At 66.2% G+C, this 15966-nt stretch carries 16 protein-coding genes and 2 pseudogenes; 12 read left to right on the top strand and 6 right to left on the bottom strand.

Annotation, left to right across the window (positions count from 1 at the left end):
* Positions 1 to 128: 128 nt before the first annotated feature.
* Together GN330_RS05115 and GN330_RS05110 are read left to right on the top strand one after the other, a co-directional pair.
* A complete protein-coding gene (locus GN330_RS05115; RefSeq protein WP_156711547.1) occupies positions 129 to 800 on the top strand; it encodes an LON peptidase substrate-binding domain-containing protein in 672 nt (223 codons plus the stop codon).
* Positions 797 to 1057 (top strand): Trm112 family protein, encoded by a 261-nt coding sequence (locus GN330_RS05110; protein ID WP_156711546.1) that lies wholly within the window; start codon positions 797 to 799, stop codon positions 1055 to 1057. Before GN330_RS05115 ends, GN330_RS05110 begins: the two co-directional genes overlap by 4 nt.
* Positions 1058 to 1122: 65 nt before the next feature.
* Here the strand turns inward: GN330_RS05110 and GN330_RS05105 are convergent, their stop codons facing one another.
* The 3 genes from GN330_RS05105 to GN330_RS23700 are packed head-to-tail and all read right to left on the bottom strand — an operon-like array spanning position 1123 to position 6882.
* On the bottom strand, positions 1123 to 4485 hold the full coding sequence (locus GN330_RS05105; RefSeq protein WP_156711545.1) for an error-prone DNA polymerase: 3363 nt from the start codon (positions 4483 to 4485) through the stop codon (positions 1123 to 1125).
* Positions 4482 to 5945 carry a DNA polymerase Y family protein gene (locus GN330_RS05100; protein ID WP_246188560.1) on the bottom strand — a complete coding sequence of 488 codons (1464 nt, stop codon included), beginning with the start codon at positions 5943 to 5945 and terminating at the stop codon, positions 4482 to 4484. The genes GN330_RS05105 and GN330_RS05100 overlap by 4 nt, the downstream gene beginning before the upstream one ends.
* Positions 5887 to 6882: an ImuA family protein gene (locus GN330_RS23700; RefSeq protein WP_246188497.1), complete on the bottom strand. Its 996-nt coding sequence runs from the start codon at positions 6880 to 6882 to the stop codon at positions 5887 to 5889. The genes GN330_RS05100 and GN330_RS23700 overlap by 59 nt, the downstream gene beginning before the upstream one ends.
* A 199-nt stretch (positions 6883 to 7081) precedes the next feature.
* On the opposite strand from GN330_RS23700, the gene GN330_RS05095 reads away from it, so the two are divergent.
* Complete coding sequence (locus tag GN330_RS05095) at positions 7082 to 7504, top strand: metallopeptidase family protein (RefSeq protein WP_156711543.1); 423 nt, start codon at positions 7082 to 7084, stop codon at positions 7502 to 7504.
* Between the two features lie 27 nt (positions 7505 to 7531).
* Here the strand turns inward: GN330_RS05095 and GN330_RS05090 are convergent, their stop codons facing one another.
* Positions 7532 to 7738 carry a DUF1737 domain-containing protein gene (locus GN330_RS05090; protein WP_106570303.1) on the bottom strand — a complete coding sequence of 69 codons (207 nt, stop codon included), beginning with the start codon at positions 7736 to 7738 and terminating at the stop codon, positions 7532 to 7534.
* Positions 7735 to 8628 carry an HpcH/HpaI aldolase/citrate lyase family protein gene (locus GN330_RS05085; protein ID WP_156711542.1) on the bottom strand — a complete coding sequence of 298 codons (894 nt, stop codon included), beginning with the start codon at positions 8626 to 8628 and terminating at the stop codon, positions 7735 to 7737. Before GN330_RS05085 ends, GN330_RS05090 begins: the two co-directional genes overlap by 4 nt.
* A gap of 54 nt (positions 8629 to 8682) precedes the next feature.
* Between GN330_RS05085 and GN330_RS24080 the strand changes: the two are divergent.
* The 3 genes and pseudogenes from GN330_RS24080 to GN330_RS23690 form a co-directional block, all read left to right on the top strand.
* Positions 8683 to 9259: pseudogene (locus GN330_RS24080) on the top strand (FAD-dependent oxidoreductase); the annotation flags it as partial.
* 259 nt (positions 9260 to 9518) lie between these two features.
* Entirely contained in the window at positions 9519 to 9968 is a 450-nt protein-coding gene (locus GN330_RS05075) for a glyoxalase superfamily protein (RefSeq protein ID WP_156711541.1), read from the top strand.
* A gap of 52 nt (positions 9969 to 10020) precedes the next feature.
* Positions 10021 to 10218, top strand: a pseudogene (locus GN330_RS23690) (FAD-dependent oxidoreductase); the annotation flags it as partial.
* A gap of 39 nt (positions 10219 to 10257) precedes the next feature.
* Here the strand turns inward: GN330_RS23690 and GN330_RS05065 are convergent.
* Positions 10258 to 11808, bottom strand: a complete 1551-nt coding sequence (locus GN330_RS05065; protein ID WP_156711540.1) for an MFS transporter — start codon at positions 11806 to 11808, stop codon at positions 10258 to 10260.
* Between the two features lie 210 nt (positions 11809 to 12018).
* On the opposite strand from GN330_RS05065, the gene leuD reads away from it, so the two are divergent.
* From leuD to leuB, 6 genes are all read left to right on the top strand, one after another.
* Positions 12019 to 12624 (top strand): 3-isopropylmalate dehydratase small subunit, encoded by a 606-nt coding sequence (gene leuD / locus GN330_RS05060; RefSeq protein WP_156711539.1) that lies wholly within the window; start codon positions 12019 to 12021, stop codon positions 12622 to 12624.
* Between the two features lie 20 nt (positions 12625 to 12644).
* Positions 12645 to 12875, top strand: a complete 231-nt coding sequence (locus GN330_RS05055) for a DUF2798 domain-containing protein (RefSeq protein ID WP_156711538.1) — start codon at positions 12645 to 12647, stop codon at positions 12873 to 12875.
* 145 nt (positions 12876 to 13020) lie between these two features.
* On the top strand, positions 13021 to 13842 hold the full coding sequence (locus GN330_RS05050; RefSeq protein ID WP_156711537.1) for a hypothetical protein: 822 nt from the start codon (positions 13021 to 13023) through the stop codon (positions 13840 to 13842).
* A gap of 65 nt (positions 13843 to 13907) precedes the next feature.
* The gene (locus tag GN330_RS05045; protein WP_197435038.1) at positions 13908 to 14303 is read left to right on the top strand and encodes a hypothetical protein; all 396 of its coding nucleotides are present in this window, start codon (positions 13908 to 13910) and stop codon (positions 14301 to 14303) included.
* On the top strand, positions 14300 to 14692 hold the full coding sequence (locus tag GN330_RS05040) for a RidA family protein (protein ID WP_156711536.1): 393 nt from the start codon (positions 14300 to 14302) through the stop codon (positions 14690 to 14692). The genes GN330_RS05045 and GN330_RS05040 overlap by 4 nt, the downstream gene beginning before the upstream one ends.
* 161 nt (positions 14693 to 14853) lie before the next feature.
* Positions 14854 to 15966 carry a 3-isopropylmalate dehydrogenase gene (gene leuB / locus GN330_RS05035; protein ID WP_156711535.1) on the top strand — a complete coding sequence of 371 codons (1113 nt, stop codon included), beginning with the start codon at positions 14854 to 14856 and terminating at the stop codon, positions 15964 to 15966.

The raw sequence follows: 15966 nt of genomic DNA, 5'->3' as shown, positions 1-15966 counted from the left end.
GCCGAGGCAGAAGCGGCAGGCATTGCCCACCGTGAAGCGTCATGGCGCGTCGGGTCCCCTCCGAGGCATGGCGGCACGGGTTTTTTGCCCTATGTTAGATCGCGTCGGAATGTCAGGGAGAGGACGGATTGCAGGCGGGAAACGCGCATTATCTCAAACTTGAGGATCTGCCGACGACGGTGGCGGTGTTTCCGCTGACCGCCGCGCTGCTGCTGCCGGGCGGGCGGTTGCCGCTGAACATCTTCGAGCCGCGCTACCTGCAGATGGTGGACGATGTGCTGGCGGGCGGGCGCGTGATCGGGATGATCCAGCCACGGCTGGACGGGGCGGTGCGGCACGACGGCGAGCCCGAATTGTGCCAGGTGGGCTGTCTCGGTCGGATCACCTCGTTTGCGGAGACCGGCGACGGGCGCTATCTGGTGTCGCTGCAGGGCGTGGCGCGCTTTCGCGTCCTGCAGGAGGTTGCCGGCCATGCGCCGTTCCGCAAATGCCGTATCGCGCCCTTCGGCGGCGATCTCGACGAGGCTTCGGGAACCGAGGAGGTCGACCGCAAGGTGTTGCTGAAAACCTTCAAGGCCTATCTCGACGCCAACGGGCTGGAGGCGGACTGGGACAGCGTCAGCAGGGCCGAAAACGCGACGCTGGTGAATGCGCTGTCGATGATGTCGCCTTATGGCGCGAGCGAAAAACAGGCGCTTCTGGAAGCGCCCGACCTGAAGACGCGAGCGGAAACCCTGGTCGCAATCACCGAAATGCTTCTGGCCCGTAATGACGATGATGCCGGCACGGGACTGCAATGACGATGGCGGGCGAGGACGGAAAGCGGATCGAATCGCGGCAATCATCTGTGGCCATCGACCGCAAGCTTCTCGAACTCCTGGCCTGCCCCCTGACGAAGGGACCGCTGACCTTCGACGCGGAGCGGTGCGAACTGGTCTCCAAGGCGGCCGAACTCGCCTATCCGGTGCGTGACGGCATTCCGATCATGCTGCCGTCGGAAGCGCGCCGGATCGACGATGACGGCGCGCGGCCGATGCCGCCCTTGCGGCGAAAATAGGATACGGCGACGGTCGCGCGAAACCACCTGCGACGGTGCGGCTCAGGTTAAGTCATGAGCCAGCTCTAATGAAAATTGCGGCCCTTCGGCATCACTCTACCGGTCTGTTCGGCCAGCTCGCTGTCATCATGACCGGAGACGGGTCGGAATCGGGCACCATCGCTCCCTAGCGCCGTGGCGGTGATGGGACCGGTTTTGCCGGCCAGCGTCTCGTCCTCCATGAGCGCGCCCAGCCACGGCGTCAGGTCTTCCAGGGTTTCGGCCACGACGTGGATGACGCCTGATGCCGATTGCAGCCGTCCGCGCACCCGCATCAACCGGGCGCCGAGCACCACCGGGCGGTAGCGTTCGAAGACCTTTGGCCAGACGATGATATTGGCGATCGCGCCCTCGTCCTCCAGAGTGATGAAGATGACGTTGCCCTTGCCCGGGCGCTGGCGCACCAAGGCAAGGCCGGCCACATTCACCCGCCGTCCGTTCGCCACGGCGGAGAGGTGAATGGCGGGCAGGCCGCCCTCGGCTTCCAGGCGCGCGCGCAGGAACTGAACCGGATGCCCCTTCAGTGAAAGCGCCAGCGTGCGATAGTCGTGGACGATGTGCTGGCCGGGCGGCATCGGCGGCAGCGCGACATCGGGTTCCCGGTCGCGCAGCTGCGCATCGGGGCGCTCGAACAACGGCAGGCGCTCGGCCGCGCTCTTGTCGTCGAGCGCCTTGGCCGCCCATAGCGCGTCGCGGCGGTTAAGACCGAGCGAGCCGAAGGCGTCGGCCTCGGCCAGCCGGGCGACGACGCCGGCGGGCAGACCGGAGCGCAGCCAGAGATCGCGCACGGAATCGTAACCGGCGCCACGTCTTTCCACGAGCAGCTTGATCGCGTCCTGCGCCAATCCCTTGATGCGGCGAAAGCCGAGACGGACCGCATAACGACTCCTGATAATGTCGGCCATCTCCGCGTGCCGGTCGGCGAGGCGCGCGGGATCGAAGGGCGCTTCCTCCAGCGTGGAGTCCCAGTCGGAGGCGTTGATATCGACGGGCCGGACCTCGACGCCGTGCTCGCGCGCGTCGCGCACGAGTTGAGCCGGGGCGTAAAACCCCATCGGCTGCGAATTCAGGATCGCGGCGCAAAAGACGTCCGGGTAGAAGGTCTTGAACCAGCACGAGGCATAGACGAGCAGCGCGAAGGAGGCGGCGTGGCTTTCGGGAAAACCGTAATCGCCGAAGCCCTCGATCTGTTTGAAGCAACGTTCGGCAAAATCCTGCCGGTATCCCCGGCTGACCATGCCCGAAATCAGCTTGTCCCGGTAATCGTGGATGGTGCCGTTGCGCCGGAAGGTGGCCATGGCGCGGCGCAGCTGATCGGCCTCGCTGGGCGAAAAGCCGCCGGCGTCGATGGCGATCTTCATCGCCTGTTCCTGAAACAGCGGCACGCCGAGCGTTCTTTCCAGGATGCGGCGCATTTGCGGGCTCGGATAGTCGACCGGCTCCTTGCCTTCGCGGCGGCGCAGATAAGGATGCACCATGTCGCCCTGGATCGGGCCCGGACGCACGATCGCGACTTCGATCACCAGGTCGTAAAAACAACGCGGCTTGAGTCGCGGCAGCATCGACATCTGGGCGCGGCTTTCGATCTGGAAAACGCCGAGCGTGTCGGCCCGGCAGATCATGTCGTAGACGCGCGTATCCTCCTTTGGCAGCGTCGCCAGCGTCAGCCTGCGGCCGAACCGGTCGCGTTCGCGATAATGGTCTTCGAGCAGGTCGAAGGCGCGCCGCAGGCACGACAGCATGCCGAGCGCCAGAACGTCGACCTTGATCAATCCGACGGCGTCGAGGTCGTCCTTGTCCCATTCGACCATCTTGCGTTCCTCCATAGCCGTCTTGACGATCGGCACGATCTCGTCGAGCCGGTCGCGGGTGATGACGAACCCGCCGACATGCTGGGAGAGATGGCGCGGGAACCCGATGATCTCATTGGCGCGCTGCATGACGTGACTCGACACCGGATCGCTTTCGGCGAGCCCGCCCGCCCTGGCCTCCCGCACGCCGAGTTCGGATGACGACCAGCCCCAGATCGAGCCGGAAAGGGCTGACTGAACATCGTCGGAAAGGCCCATCGCCTTGGCTACTTCGCGCATCGCCGAACGGCCGCGATAGGTCACGACCGAGGCGGCGAGCGCGGTGCGCGTGTGGCTGTATTTCCGGTAGATATAGGCGATGACCTCGTCGCGGCGCTCATGCTCGAAATCGACGTCGATGTCGGGTGGCTCATCCCGCTCGGTGGAGATGAAACGCTCGAAAAGACCTTCCATCATCAAAACCGGGTCGACCTCGGTGATGCCCAGGCAGAAACAGATGACGGAATTGGCCGCCGAGCCCCGCCCCTGGCATAAAATACCCTTTTCGGCGCGGGCGTGCGCGACGATGTCGCGCACGGTGAGGAAGTAGCGCGCGTAATCCTTCTGCGCGACGATTTCCAATTCATGGCGGATCTTGTCCGCCACCCCGTCGGGAAGGCCCTGCGGGTAGCGGTCTCGCGCGCCCTGCCAGGTTAGGCTCGCCAGCTCGGCCTGGGGGTCGCGGCCGGGTGTGGTGGTCTCGTCGGGATAGTTGTGACTCAATTCGCCGAGCGAGAAGGCGAGGCTTTCGGCGAAATCGACGGTTTCGGCGAGCGCTTCGGGAAAATCGCGGAACAGCCGCGCCATTTCCGCCGCCGGCTTCAAATGGCGTTCGGCATGGGCGGCGAGCGCGAAGCCGGCTTCGGCGACGGTCGTGTTGAGGCGGATCGCCGTCAGCACGTCCTGGAGCGGCCGCCGGTCGGGGACATGATAAAGCACGTCATTGATCGCCATCAGTGGCACGCCGGCCGCGGCGGCTAGCGCCGCCGCCTGCTCGATGCGGAACCGGTCATTGCCGCCATAGGCCGGCGCGACCGCGAGCCGGACGGCGGTGCCGAACCGGTCGCGCAGACAGCGCAGCAGCTCCAACTCGTCCGTTTCGCCGCCGGCCAGCCGCGGTATCGGGGCGAGCGAGATCCGCTCGCCCCAGCCAAGCAAATCGTCGCGATAGATGCGCGGCGCACCCTTTTCGCTTTCGGCGCGCATGTTGGCCTCGCTCAGCAGGCGGCACAGATGGCCCCAGCCGCGGCGGTCCTGCGGATAGGCGAGCACGTCCGGCGTCGTGTCGGCGAACACCAGCCGGCACCCGGGATGATAGGCAAGCTTACCCGGCGCGGCCGTTTCCGACAGCCTGATATGTTTCGACTGGCTCCAGGCGCGCACGACGCCAGCCACGGTATTGCGGTCGGCAAGCCCGATGGCGGCATGGCCGAGATGCTTCGCCGTCACCACCAGCTCCTCCGGCTTCGAGGCGCCGCGCAGGAAGGAAAAATTCGACTGCACGGCGAATTCGACATAGGCGGGCGCGGTGGATTTCATGCGAAAACCCCGTGCATGAACCAGCGCGGCATGGTTTCGGCGGTGCCGTAAAAACCCTGTCGGAAAAGCCAGTAGCGGCGCCCGTCATCGTCCTCGACACGAAAATAGTCGCGCGTCGGCATATCTTGCGGGTCGCGCCACCATTCGGCGGCGATCCGCTCGGGCCCTTCGGCCCGGGCGACACGGTGGACGGCGCGGCGCCAGCGGAACCGCAGCGGCGGCCCTTCGGGCACCTCGGCGGCGACCACATCGACCGGCTCGGGGTGCGAAAAAAGGCGGATCGGCCGTTCCGTCATCCCGGCTGGACCGGGGCCGGGTTTGTCGGATCGTGGACGACCGATCGAACCGACGGGCACGCGCGCGGCAGGCGCGAATGTGGCGGCGCGTTCGGGACGGTGGCTTTCGACGAGAACCGGCCGCAACAATGCCGTTTCGCCGAGCCGGGCCCGGACCCGATCGGAAAAAAGCGCCAGATCTTCCTCGACAGCCATGCTCGAACCGGCAAGATCGGTCTGTTCGATCGCAAAAGGAGAGGCCTTGAGAACCGAAAGCCGGACGAGCTCGAAGCCGTAGCCGGCATCAATCCGGTCCTTGAACGCGGCGAGCCTTTCCTGAAACAGGCGTCCGATCAGCACGGGATCGCGCAGCGGCCGCGAGGCGCCGACGGCGAGACGCCGCATCGCGCCGTCGACCCGGAACAGGGCAAGCTGCAGGACATGCGCGCCCTCCCCGCGTCGTTCGAGCTCGGCGCGCAGCGACAGGGCGAGCATGCCGACGAGCCGCTGGATGTCGTCGGCCAGCATGACCGGTTCGGCCAGTTGCCGCTCGACCGACAGCGGCGGTACGGGCAGGCGCGGCGTGATCGCTTCCTCGACCCGACCCAGCGCCTGGTCGAGCCGGGTCAGAAGCGCGGCGCCGAAACGGCGCGTCAGCGGCGCGCGCGGCGCCGCCATGATCGCGCCCGCCGTCTTCAACCCGACGCTTTCCAGGCCGGCGCGGACGGCCGGCGCGATGCGCAGCGCGGCGAGCGGCAACGGCGCCAGGGTTTCGGCCTCCTCACCCGGCGGGACGATCGCCGGGCTCAGGAACCGCGCCGCCGCCCAGGCGATGCCGGGGCTCGGGCCGAGCCCGGCGCGGGCGTCGAAACCCTGATGGAAAAGCCGGGACAGGATATCGTCCATCATGCGCTTTTCATTGCCGAAAAGATGGGCGCAGCCGGTGATGTCGAGAAACAGCCCGTCGCTTCCCTCCAGGGCGACGAGCGGCGTGTAGCGGTCGCACCAGTCGGCAAGGCTTTCCAGCAGACGGCGGTCGGCTTGCGGCAGGGCGTCGACGATCTGGATACCGGGGTGCATGGCGCGCGCGTCGGCGATGCCGATGCCGGGTTTCAGGCCAAGCGCCTCAGCGCGCTCGTCGAGCGCGACGATGCGTTGGGTGTTGTTTTCGCGATGGCTGACCAGGAGCGGCGGCCGCCGTGCCGGCGGGCCGCAACGCCACGACCGTCCCTCCCGCTGCCGGAATATCCGGTCGGTGGCCAGATGCGGGAACCAGAGCGCCAGAATTCTCTGGCCGGATTTCGCGGAAGCTGGATTCATCGGGGTTCCACTCCAGAACGAGCCGCCCGGCCGGGGCGGCGCGGCTTTTGGTGATGGTGACGGCGAAGGCCGGATGTCCGATCGAAGCCGCCATAGGACCGGATACGGTCGAGCGCAGGGCGGCGGGGGCGGGCGAGACCGCGATCCTGACCGGGGCAGCCGTCGGCTCGGCGGTTCCGGCCTCGCGGATCAGGAAAACCGGACGCCCCGCCTCCTGCGCCCGGCGATGCAGGCGCCGGGTGGCGGTCAGGTCGAGGCGGGCCGGGTTGCCGCGCAGCTCCAGCACGATCGCGGCAAAGGCGTGCTGACGGGCGGCCTCCTCGGCAACCCACAACGCGTCCCTGGTCTCGTTCGGCGCGCACAGGAAGAGATCGCCGGCCGGCAGGCCGTAAAACCGGTGCAAGCCGGGCGCGTAGGGAAAGCCAGCCTCGCGGAAAATCTCCGCCGTGCCGATCCAGCACAAAGCGTTTTCCCGCTCCGCCAGCCCGGTCTTGCGCAACAGTCCGACAAGACACAGGGCAAATCCCGCCACCGCGCCGGCGTCACGGGTCTGACCGCCATGAATCTCAACCAGGGCGGCGCGCGGCAGGCCGCTGCCCAGGGCGGTATCGAAGCTTGAGGCGCCGGTCGGCAAAAAGGCGGACCCGAAACGGGTTTCCCGTCTGGCGGCGGGGCCGTGACGCAGCACGAGGCCATCGTCGTCGCCGGACCCTGCCAGCCTTTCGGGCAGGCCCCCTTCGATCCTCGCGATTTGCCGACGCAAAGCGACAACAGTCTCCCGCGCCACGGCGGGCTTGGCCATGACAGTCGCTCCAAAACCACCTTGTTCCTGTTATGTTCTTATGGATTCCAGAGCCCGCCCCAAGAGTCAAGCAGGGCCGATAAGAATTTATTCCGCCTCGGGACGCGCACCATGAAAATCCGCATCGGCGAATCCTTCACCACTGCGCCTCTCGCAAGGCCGGAAACAAAAGGCTATATGGCGGCCAAAGGACAAAAGCATGGCCCGCATCTACCAGACCCGCGCCTGGCACGATCAGCTCTCTCCGTCGGTCGACGAGATGGAGATCCTGGCGCTGGAAGCCTATGCGCATCTGCCGGAGGATTTCCGCACGCTGACTGGCGAGATCGTCATTCAGATCGCCGAGTTTCCGACCGAGGAGATCATGGACGATCTGTCGCTGGAAACCCCGTTCGATCTGCTCGGCCTGTTCGAGGGCCGCGGCATCGCCGAGCGCTGGAACCCGGCCACCGGCGAAGGCCCGAATCGCATCACGCTCTATCGGCGCGCCATTCTCGACTATTGGGCCGAGAACGAGGAAACGCTGGGCGATATCGTCACCCATGTGCTGATCCACGAGCTCGGCCATCATTTCGGCCTGTCCGACGAGGACATGGAAAAGATCGAGGAAAGCGTGGCGTGACGCGGTCTATGGCCCACGGGCGCCCGTTCAATACTCCCCGAGCTTGATGCCGGGCTCGTAGTCGAGGCCGTCGACCTCCTTCACCACCGCCTGGCCGCAGCGCATCGTTCCGCTGGCGGCGTCGAAGGCGTAAGCCGGCGAGCCGTGCAGCCGCCAGCCCTTGTTCAGCGCCGCCGTCACCTTGTGGCAGAAGGCGGCGTCGTCCGGCCCGGTGAGATAGCGATAGAGTTTCATGCGGTTTCCTCTCCGGTCCGCCGGCCCGCCTTGGCCAGCAGCCGATTGGCCTGGTCGAGATGCAGCCGCTCGGTCATGCGGCCGTCGACCGACAGCACGCCTTTGTTTTCGTTGCCAGGTGCGGCAAAGGCGGCGACGATCCGTTCGGCCTGGGCGACTTCTTCCGCCGAAGGCGAAAAGGCGAGATCGGCCGGTCCGATCTGGGCCGGATGGATCAGCGTCTTGCCATCGAAGCCCATCGCCGCGCCCTGACGGCATTCGCGCGCCAGGGCGTCGAGATCGCGAAAATCGTTGCTGACCCCGTCCAGCGCAACAAGACCGCCCGCGCGCGCGGCGAGCACGATCTGCTGCAGCCAGGCAAGCAGCCATTGCCGGTCGGCGGTCATGGCGACGCCGGTTTCCTTGACGAGGTCGTTGGTGCCGGCGACCAGACAGGCGAGCCGGGCGCCGCGGTTGCGGCCGAGTTCGGCGATGGGGCCGAGGTTGAGGATCGCGCGCGGCGTTTCCACCATCGCCCACAGCGCGAGGCCGGGCGCGGCCTCCGCCCCGTCGAGACGGTCATTGGCCTCCAGCACGTCGCGCGGCGTCTCGACCTTCGGCAGCAGGATCGCGTCCGGCCGGCAGGCGTGCGCCGCCTCCAGGTCGTCGGCGCCCCACTCGCTGGCGAGCGCGTTGATCCGCACCGCGACCGGGCGACCGTCGCGCTCGCGGTCGGCGAAAAACCGCACCATGCGTTCGCGCGCGGTCGTCTTTTCTTCCGGCGCGACGGCGTCTTCGAGGTCGACGATCACCGCGTCGCAGGCAAGCCCGGCGACCTTGGCGAGCGCCTTGTCGTTGGCGGCCGGCACGTAGAGGACGGAACGGAGGGGGTGTGGGCTGGTGGTCTGCATGGCTCCTTCATGACGCCGGGACGGCCGGCTTGCAAGTGGCGCGGGATCTGTCTGATGCGGGACGGCGCACCATCAGGCGGCGCACCGGGTGCAAGCCGGGGAGGACAGGGTAAAGACCTACGCATCGTCATCGTCGTCGTCGCGATCGTCGGCAGCTCGGTCGCCTGGTATCTGCGCGAGGAGGGGTTTTCGGGCTCGATCGCGCTTATCGAACGCGATCCGCAATTCGCCACCGCCGCGACCACGCTGTGCTGCGCCTCGATCCGCCAGCAATTCTCGAGCCCCGAAAACATCCGCCTGTCGCGCTTCACCCTCGACGTGGTCTGCCGGCTGACGGCGGTGTTCGGGCCGCAGGCCGATATCGGCCTGCGCGAAAAAGGCTATCTGATCCTGGCCTCGGAGGCCGGTCGGCCGATCCTTGCCGCCAAACCATGCGGTGCAGCGTGCCGAGGGCGGCGACATCCTGCTCGAGGACGCGGCCGCCCTGAAGGGGCGGTTCGCCTGGCTGTCGACCGAGGGCATCGCGGCTGGCGCCTACGGGCAAACGGGCGAGGGCTGGTTCGACGCGGGCGTCGCCATCAACGCGGCCGGGCCCAATGCCGGCGCGGTCGCGACCATGGCCGGTCTGGCCGATTTCGATCCCGACCGGGGCCTGTTCGCCAACAGCTTTTCCGGCCTTTCCCGGCTTGCGTCGCTACACATATTGACGTGGCAGGCCCGCATCCCTATCTGAGCGGATCACAAGGGCCGGAAGCCCCTGCCGCCCGCGGCGCAAGCCATGGTGAAGCTTCCGACGTTTCCATCGTTTCCCTGTCGACTTGGCGGCCGAAACGGCAATGCGGGCTCCCGTGAGCAAAATGCCGCTCGCAAAGCGATAGGAGCGAACGGTGATGACACCATCCACCGACTACAAGACGCATGCCAGGCGTTTGCGCGAGGCGCTGGCAGCGGACGGCATCGCCGTCTCGCACGGCAAGGCGCTCGAGCTCGTCGCCCGCCAGAACGGCGCGCGCGACTGGAACACGCTTGCCGCCGCCGCATCCACGCCGGCCAGCGCCGAAACCAAGGCTGGCGCGCCCTTTGCCGTTGGCGACCGGGTCGAAGGCCATTTCAATGGCAAGCCTGCGCAGGGGCGCGTCTTCGGACTTTCGGAAACCATCAAGCCGGACCTGTGGCGCGCCACCATCGCCTTCGACCCGCCGGTCGACGTGGTGACATCGGAGCTGTTCTCCTCGGAGCGGCGCCGCATCACCATGATCGTCGGCGAGGATGGACGCTCGCGCCGGCTGACCGGCACGGAGACCGGCGTCATGGCGCTGCAACGCGCGGCGCAGGCGTAACCAGCGGACGAACGGGGCGGCGGGACCGCGAAATCCGGCGATTTCGAACCCGCCGCTTTTCGAAGAGGTGAACTGGCCGGCGCTGGCGACGTGCATTCCCGCCTTTGAGGCGATCAAGATGACACGCGCTTGGGCCGGCCGCTACGACAACAACGTTCGATCAGAACGCTGTTGTCGGGTCGCATCCGGAGGTCGGCGGTTTTTCTTCGCAAACGGCTTTTCCGGCCACGGGCTGCAGCAGGCGCCGGCGCACCGTTCCGCGACCTCAGCGTCATCTGAGCTCGACGGCTCAGCCGACCGCCGACTCCGTGGCTGGGGCGCCGCCGCCTGATCGGCGCTGTCGGCGGTCCAGCCAGGTGCCGGAGACGATGGCGGCGACCAGCACCACGAACGTGCAGATCGCGGCTGCCATGTGGAAAGCGGCCACATAGGCGGCACGCGCCGCGGCGGTCAGTTCCGCCCGCATCGGCTCTGCCAGGTTTTCTGCGTGGGCCAACGCCGCTGCCAGCGTGTCGCCGGCAGACGCGAGCGTTGCGTCGGCCAAACCGCTGCCGCCCATCTGCGCACGATAAACCGCCGTGGCTACGGCGCCGAGAACGGCGATGCCCAGCGCGCCGCCGAATTCGCTCGATGTTTCCGACAGGCCCGAAGCAGCACCTGCCTTGGCCGGCGGCACGATGCCGAGGATCACGTCCGTGGCGAGCGTGAACACAGGCGCCAGACCAAGCGACATCAGGCATCCCGCTGTTACCAGGACCGGCAATGTCACCGGCATCATCACGCCGGACAGAATGACGAATGACGCGGCCGCGACCACGAGGCCGAGCGCCATGACCCGGCCGGGCCGGATACGCTCGGCGAGCGGTGGGGTGATCGTCGAGCCGACGATGAAGGCGGCGGCCTGTGGAACCGACCAAAGGCCAGCGGCCATCGGGCTCAGACCGAGCACAAGCTGCAGATATTGCGCGATCAGCAAGAATGAGCCGAAAGCGACAAAAAAGCCTAGAACGTTGACCGAAAGTGCGGCGCCGAAAGCTGACTGCCTGAACAGCGTGAGGTCGATCAGCGGGTTGGTGAGCCGGCGCTGCCGGACCAGGAATATGACGCCTATGACGATGCCGGCGGCGAGCGCCAGCACAGTCTCGGCCGAGATGCCGCTCTCGGCAAATTTCTTGAGGGCGAATATGGCGGACAGCACGGCAATAATGGACAGGGCCGCGCTCACGAGGTCGATGCGGCCCGCGTCCTCGTCGCGATATTCGGGCAGGAGAAGCGGCCCGAGCACGAGCAGAAGCACCATGACCGGCACCGCGACGAGAAAGACCGAACCCCACCAGAACCATGTCAGCAGCACGCCGCCGACCACGGGGCCGATGGCCGCGCCGGCCGAGAAGCTCGCGATCCAGACGCCAATCGCCACCCGCCGCTGCTTTTCATCACGGAACATGTTGCTGATCAAAGACAGGGTGGACGGCGCCAGGGTAGCGGCTGCCAGGCCGAGCAGCGCACGGGCGAAAATCAGCATAGCGGCCGTGGATGCGAATGCCGCCACGACCGACGCCAGGCCGAACGCCACGGCGCCGATCATCAACAATCGCCGCCGACCGATCCTGTCGCCAAGCGTGCCCATGGTAACGAGCGCGCCGGCGACCATGAAACCGTAGATGTCGACGATCCACAAAAGCTGCAGCGCGGATGGCTTGAGGTCGGCGGTGATATGCGGCACCGCGAGGTTGAGGACCGTGAGGTCCATGGAATAGAGCAGGCAGGGCAGGGCGATGACAGCCAGGCCGGCCCACTCGCGCCGCGTTGCCTTGCCGTGTTCCTTGACGTTGGGCATTGAACTCTCCAAAAATCCGAAGCGCGGTTCTACAACGGGTATGCTGACAGCCTTTTGTCAGCAGGGTGCACGCGCCTGCCGTATGACAGTCACCCATCTTATAGACGTGCGGGCGCAGCCATTTTCGACATCCGCCGGCCGATGCTTGAAATCCGGCCCTGTTGCTGTAAAGCGGGTGCAAATTCGACGCTTGAAGAAAAGGGACGTGCCTTGGACAAGTTCACGATACTCACCGGCGTTGCAGCCCCCCTGCCGATCATCAATGTCGATACCGACATGATCATCCCCAAGGACTATCTCAAGACGATCAAGCGCACCGGACTCGGCACCGGCCTGTTCGCGGAGATGCGCTACAATGAGGACGGGTCGGAAAATCCGGATTTCGTGCTCAACAAGCCGGCCTATCGCAAGGCGCAGATCCTCGTGGCGGGCGACAATTTCGGCTGCGGATCGAGCCGCGAGCACGCGCCCTGGGCGCTGCTGGATTTCGGCATTCGTTGCGTGATCTCGACCTCGTTCGCCGATATTTTCTACAATAACTGCTTCAAGAACGGCATCTTGCCGATCAAGGTCAGCCAGGACGATCTCGACAAGCTGATGGACGACGCCAGCCGTGGCGCCAACGCGACCGTCACCGTCGACCTCGAGGCCAGGGAGATCCGTGGCCCCGACGGCGGCGCGATCGCCTTCGACCTCGACGAATTCCGGCGACATTGCCTGCTCAACGGCCTCGACGATATCGGCCTGACCATGGAAAAGGCACCGGCGATCGCCACCTACGAGGAAAAAGCCGCCGCCGCCCGGCCCTGGGCCTGATCGGCGCTGCCGGGTTCGTCATGCGCCCCTTCGTGCCCCGGCGGCTGGAGCCGCTTGTCTTCGGCCTGCTGTTGTCGGGGTTGATGTCGTTCATCGTGTCGGGCCTGTCGACTGCGATCGCGCGCGGCGTCGACGCGTCGTTCCTGCTTTACTGGCTTTCGGCCTGGCTGCCGTCCTGGGCGCTGGCCTTTCCCGCGGTGCTGGTGGTGGCCCCGATCGTACGCCGCGTCGTCGGGCGCATCGTGATCTGACCGGTCGCGCCCGGCCGGCGCTGAAAAACGCTTGTTCCAGGCGTCCTTGTGGTTTTGCGCCATCCGGTTTTGCCGTTACTCTCCGTAGCAGTCTGGCCGACCGCGCTTTCCATCCGCGCTCCGGCCCAAGCGCTTCGGAGCAACCATGTCGATTTTTTCACGCATTCCGGTTTTCGTCCTCGTCGTCCTCCTCGCCGGCAGTGTGGCGCGGGCCGAGGACGAAGAGGTCCAGCGTTATTCCTTCCAGGACGGAGAGCTGACGATCACCCGCCAGGATTACGAGCGGGTGGCGGCCTATGACGGGCGCGAGCTGCATCGCGACTATTTCGTGGCTTTCGACCGTATCGTCACCGTGCGCGATGTCGAGATCGCGCTTTTATCGGCCGGCAATGGCGGCAATGCGTGCGGGCCCTACACAATCATGCTGTGGAAGCCTGAGAACGGCGACGTTAAGACCGAGATCGTCGGCGAGGAATGCGGCGCGCCGCCGCCGGCGGTGACGGACGAATATATCTATTTCGTCCCCTATCTGAGGCCCGGCGAACAGGCCGTGATCCGTTCATGGGCTCCCGACAGCGGGTTCGAAACAACGGGCGTGCTTTCCTACGCGCCACAGCAGGACACCGACTGGTCGAATTTCGATCCCGCGACGGTGAGCCATCCGATCGAGCTTTTCCGCAATGCCGGCCTCTACGACGCGGCGCTGGCCCTGCTCGGGGACGAGCTGTTTTCCGTGGCCGCGGGGCTTGGAACCTCGAGCGAACCCGAAATCACCGATGACGGTGTTTTGACGGCGCGCGGCTGTGTGCCGCATGCCTGCGGGGCCCAGGACACGTTCGTGGTCGTCGATGTCGAAAACCGCACCTTGTATTTCGCCCAGCAACAGGCTGGACCGGCGCCGCGCTTCTGGCCGGAACGCGACGAGTGGCCGGCCGCGATCGCCGGTCTGGTGCCGGACGATCTGTGAGTGTCTATTGCGCGTGATGCCCGGCGGGGCGGCATACGGCCGGTGGGGACGCGGCGGAGGAGCGCGTGACGGGCATGGACGATCATTTCTGTCCCGGTTGCGGGAAGGCCCAGCGGGCCTTCCCGCGTTATCCCTGGTATTTCTGCCGGGACTGCCTGACGACGGCCGAGGACGGAACCGGCCGGCGTCTCGTCTTCGGCAATGCATCTTTGTCCGGCGGCCTGGTCTGGGGATTCGCCGACGATCTGTCCCGTTACGACGACCGTGCGATCCTGGTGATCTGTCTTATCCGCAAACGTCGGGTCGTGGTGCACGAAGCGCGTTTCGGCGGCGTGGTGGCCGAACCCTTCAACAGCGCCGTGCTGCCGCCCCGCGATGAGAAATATCATGTCGATCTTTCCAGATCGCAGCCCGACCCGGCGGTGCTGGAGCGGCTGAAGGAAACAGGACGCAAGACATGACAAGACGTCTGATCTCCACCGGTTCTCCCTTCGAGAAAACCGCCGGCTATTCGCGGGCGGTCGTCCAGGGCGACTGGTGTTTCGTGTCCGGTACGACCGGTTACGATTACGCCACCATGACGATGCCGGAGCCGATCGAGGCGCAGACGCGCAACTGCCTCGCCACGATCGCCGCCGCACTCGCCGAAGCTGGCTTCGACCTCGCCGACGTGGTGCGGGCGCATTATTACGTCACCGACCGCGCGTTCGTGCCGACGGTGTTTCCGATCCTTGGGGAAATTTTCGGCGCAATAAGGCCGGCGGCGACCATGATCGTGTGTCAGCTCAACGAGCCGGAAATGAAAATCGAGATCGAGGTGACGGCCCTGCGGCGCGGTGCGGCGGGCTGACCCGCCGGCCGCTCAGGCTCGACCTCCAGCCTTGGCGGGCGCCCGCCCGGGTGCGACTTGCGCAAACGGCGTCTGGCGTCTAGCTAGTGTCCCGAATTCGAAATCGACCTCGTTTCCACCACACATGGCGGCGGATCTCCGCCTTTTCGAAAGGGCTTTCCATGGTGACGCGCACCCTCCTGCTTCTTCCCGGCGACGGTATCGGCCCCGAGGCGATGGCGGAGGTACGCAAGCTGATTGCGGTGCTGAACGACACGCAGTCGGCCGGTTTCACGGTCCAGGAGGGGCTGGTCGGCGGCGCGGCCTACGACGCACACGGCCAGGCGATCTCGGATGAGGACATGGAAAAGGCCCTGGCCGCCGATGCGGTGCTGTTCGGCGCGGTCGGCGGACCGAAATGGGACGGCGTGGCCTATGAGGTGCGGCCGGAGGCCGGCCTGCTGCGGCTCAGGAAGGAGATGGAGTTGTTTGCCAATCTGCGCCCGGCGATCTGCTATCCGGCGCTGGCGGCCTCGTCCTCGCTCAAGCAGGAGGTTGTCGAGGGGCTCGACATCCTGATCGTGCGCGAGCTGACCGGCGGCGTTTATTTCGGCGAACCCAAGGAGATCATCGATCTCGGCAACGGCCAGAAACGCGGTATCGACACCCAAGTCTACGACACGTTCGAGATCGAGCGCATTTCGGGCGTCGCCTTCGAACTGGCACGCACGCGCGCCAACAAGGTGTGTTCGATGGAAAAGCACAATGTGATGAAGTCAGGCGTGCTGTGGAAGGAGGTCGTGGCGGCAACCCACAAGGCGAATTACGCCGATGTCGAGCTGACCCATATGCTGGCCGATGCCGGCGGCATGCAACTGGTGCGCTGGCCCAAGCAGTTCGACGTGATCGTCACCGACAATCTGTTTGGCGACATGCTGTCCGACGTCGCGGCGATGTTGACGGGATCGCTCGGCATGCTGCCGTCGGCCTCGCTCGGCGCGCCCGATCCCATGTCCGGCGCCCGCAAGGCGCTGTACGAACCGGTGCACGGCTCCGCACCCGACATTGCCGGCAAGGGGCTCGCCAACCCGATCGCGATGATCGCCTCGTTCGCGATGTGCCTGCGCTATTCCTTCAACATGGTCGCGGAGGCGGACCGGCTCGAGGCGGCGATCGCCGGCGTGCTCGACGACGGGATGCGCACCGCCGACATCATGTCGGACGGCATGACCCAACTCTCGACTGCGGAGATGGGCGATGCGATCACGGCGAAATATCTCACTCTGTCGGCCTGA

The organism is Nitratireductor arenosus, from assembly GCF_009742725.1.
Classification (GTDB): Bacteria; Pseudomonadota; Alphaproteobacteria; order Rhizobiales; family Rhizobiaceae; genus Mangrovimarina; species Mangrovimarina arenosa.
The sequence above is the reverse complement of the archived record's forward strand: the minus strand, read 5'-3'. Positions and strand labels throughout refer to the sequence as shown.

Excerpts from the sequence above, each read along its gene's own strand:
- GN330_RS05085 (WP_156711542.1), bottom strand. The coding sequence starts at position 8,628 with ATGCAGACCACCAGCCCACACCCCCTCCGTTCCGTCCTCTACGTGCCG.
- GN330_RS05105 (WP_156711545.1), bottom strand. The coding sequence starts at position 4,485 with ATGAAATCCACCGCGCCCGCCTATGTCGAATTCGCCGTGCAGTCGAAT.
- GN330_RS05065 (WP_156711540.1), bottom strand. The coding sequence starts at position 11,808 with ATGCCCAACGTCAAGGAACACGGCAAGGCAACGCGGCGCGAGTGGGCC.
- GN330_RS05110 (WP_156711546.1), top strand. The coding sequence starts at position 797 with ATGACGATGGCGGGCGAGGACGGAAAGCGGATCGAATCGCGGCAATCA.
- GN330_RS05055 (WP_156711538.1), top strand. The coding sequence starts at position 12,645 with ATGCGCCCCTTCGTGCCCCGGCGGCTGGAGCCGCTTGTCTTCGGCCTG.
- GN330_RS05040 (WP_156711536.1), top strand. The coding sequence starts at position 14,300 with ATGACAAGACGTCTGATCTCCACCGGTTCTCCCTTCGAGAAAACCGCC.
- GN330_RS05075 (WP_156711541.1), top strand. The coding sequence starts at position 9,519 with ATGACACCATCCACCGACTACAAGACGCATGCCAGGCGTTTGCGCGAG.
- GN330_RS05090 (WP_106570303.1), bottom strand. The coding sequence starts at position 7,738 with ATGAAACTCTATCGCTATCTCACCGGGCCGGACGACGCCGCCTTCTGC.
- GN330_RS05050 (WP_156711537.1), top strand. The coding sequence starts at position 13,021 with ATGTCGATTTTTTCACGCATTCCGGTTTTCGTCCTCGTCGTCCTCCTC.
- GN330_RS05095 (WP_156711543.1), top strand. The coding sequence starts at position 7,082 with ATGGCCCGCATCTACCAGACCCGCGCCTGGCACGATCAGCTCTCTCCG.
- GN330_RS23700 (WP_246188497.1), bottom strand. The coding sequence starts at position 6,882 with ATGGCCAAGCCCGCCGTGGCGCGGGAGACTGTTGTCGCTTTGCGTCGG.
- leuB (WP_156711535.1), top strand. The coding sequence starts at position 14,854 with ATGGTGACGCGCACCCTCCTGCTTCTTCCCGGCGACGGTATCGGCCCC.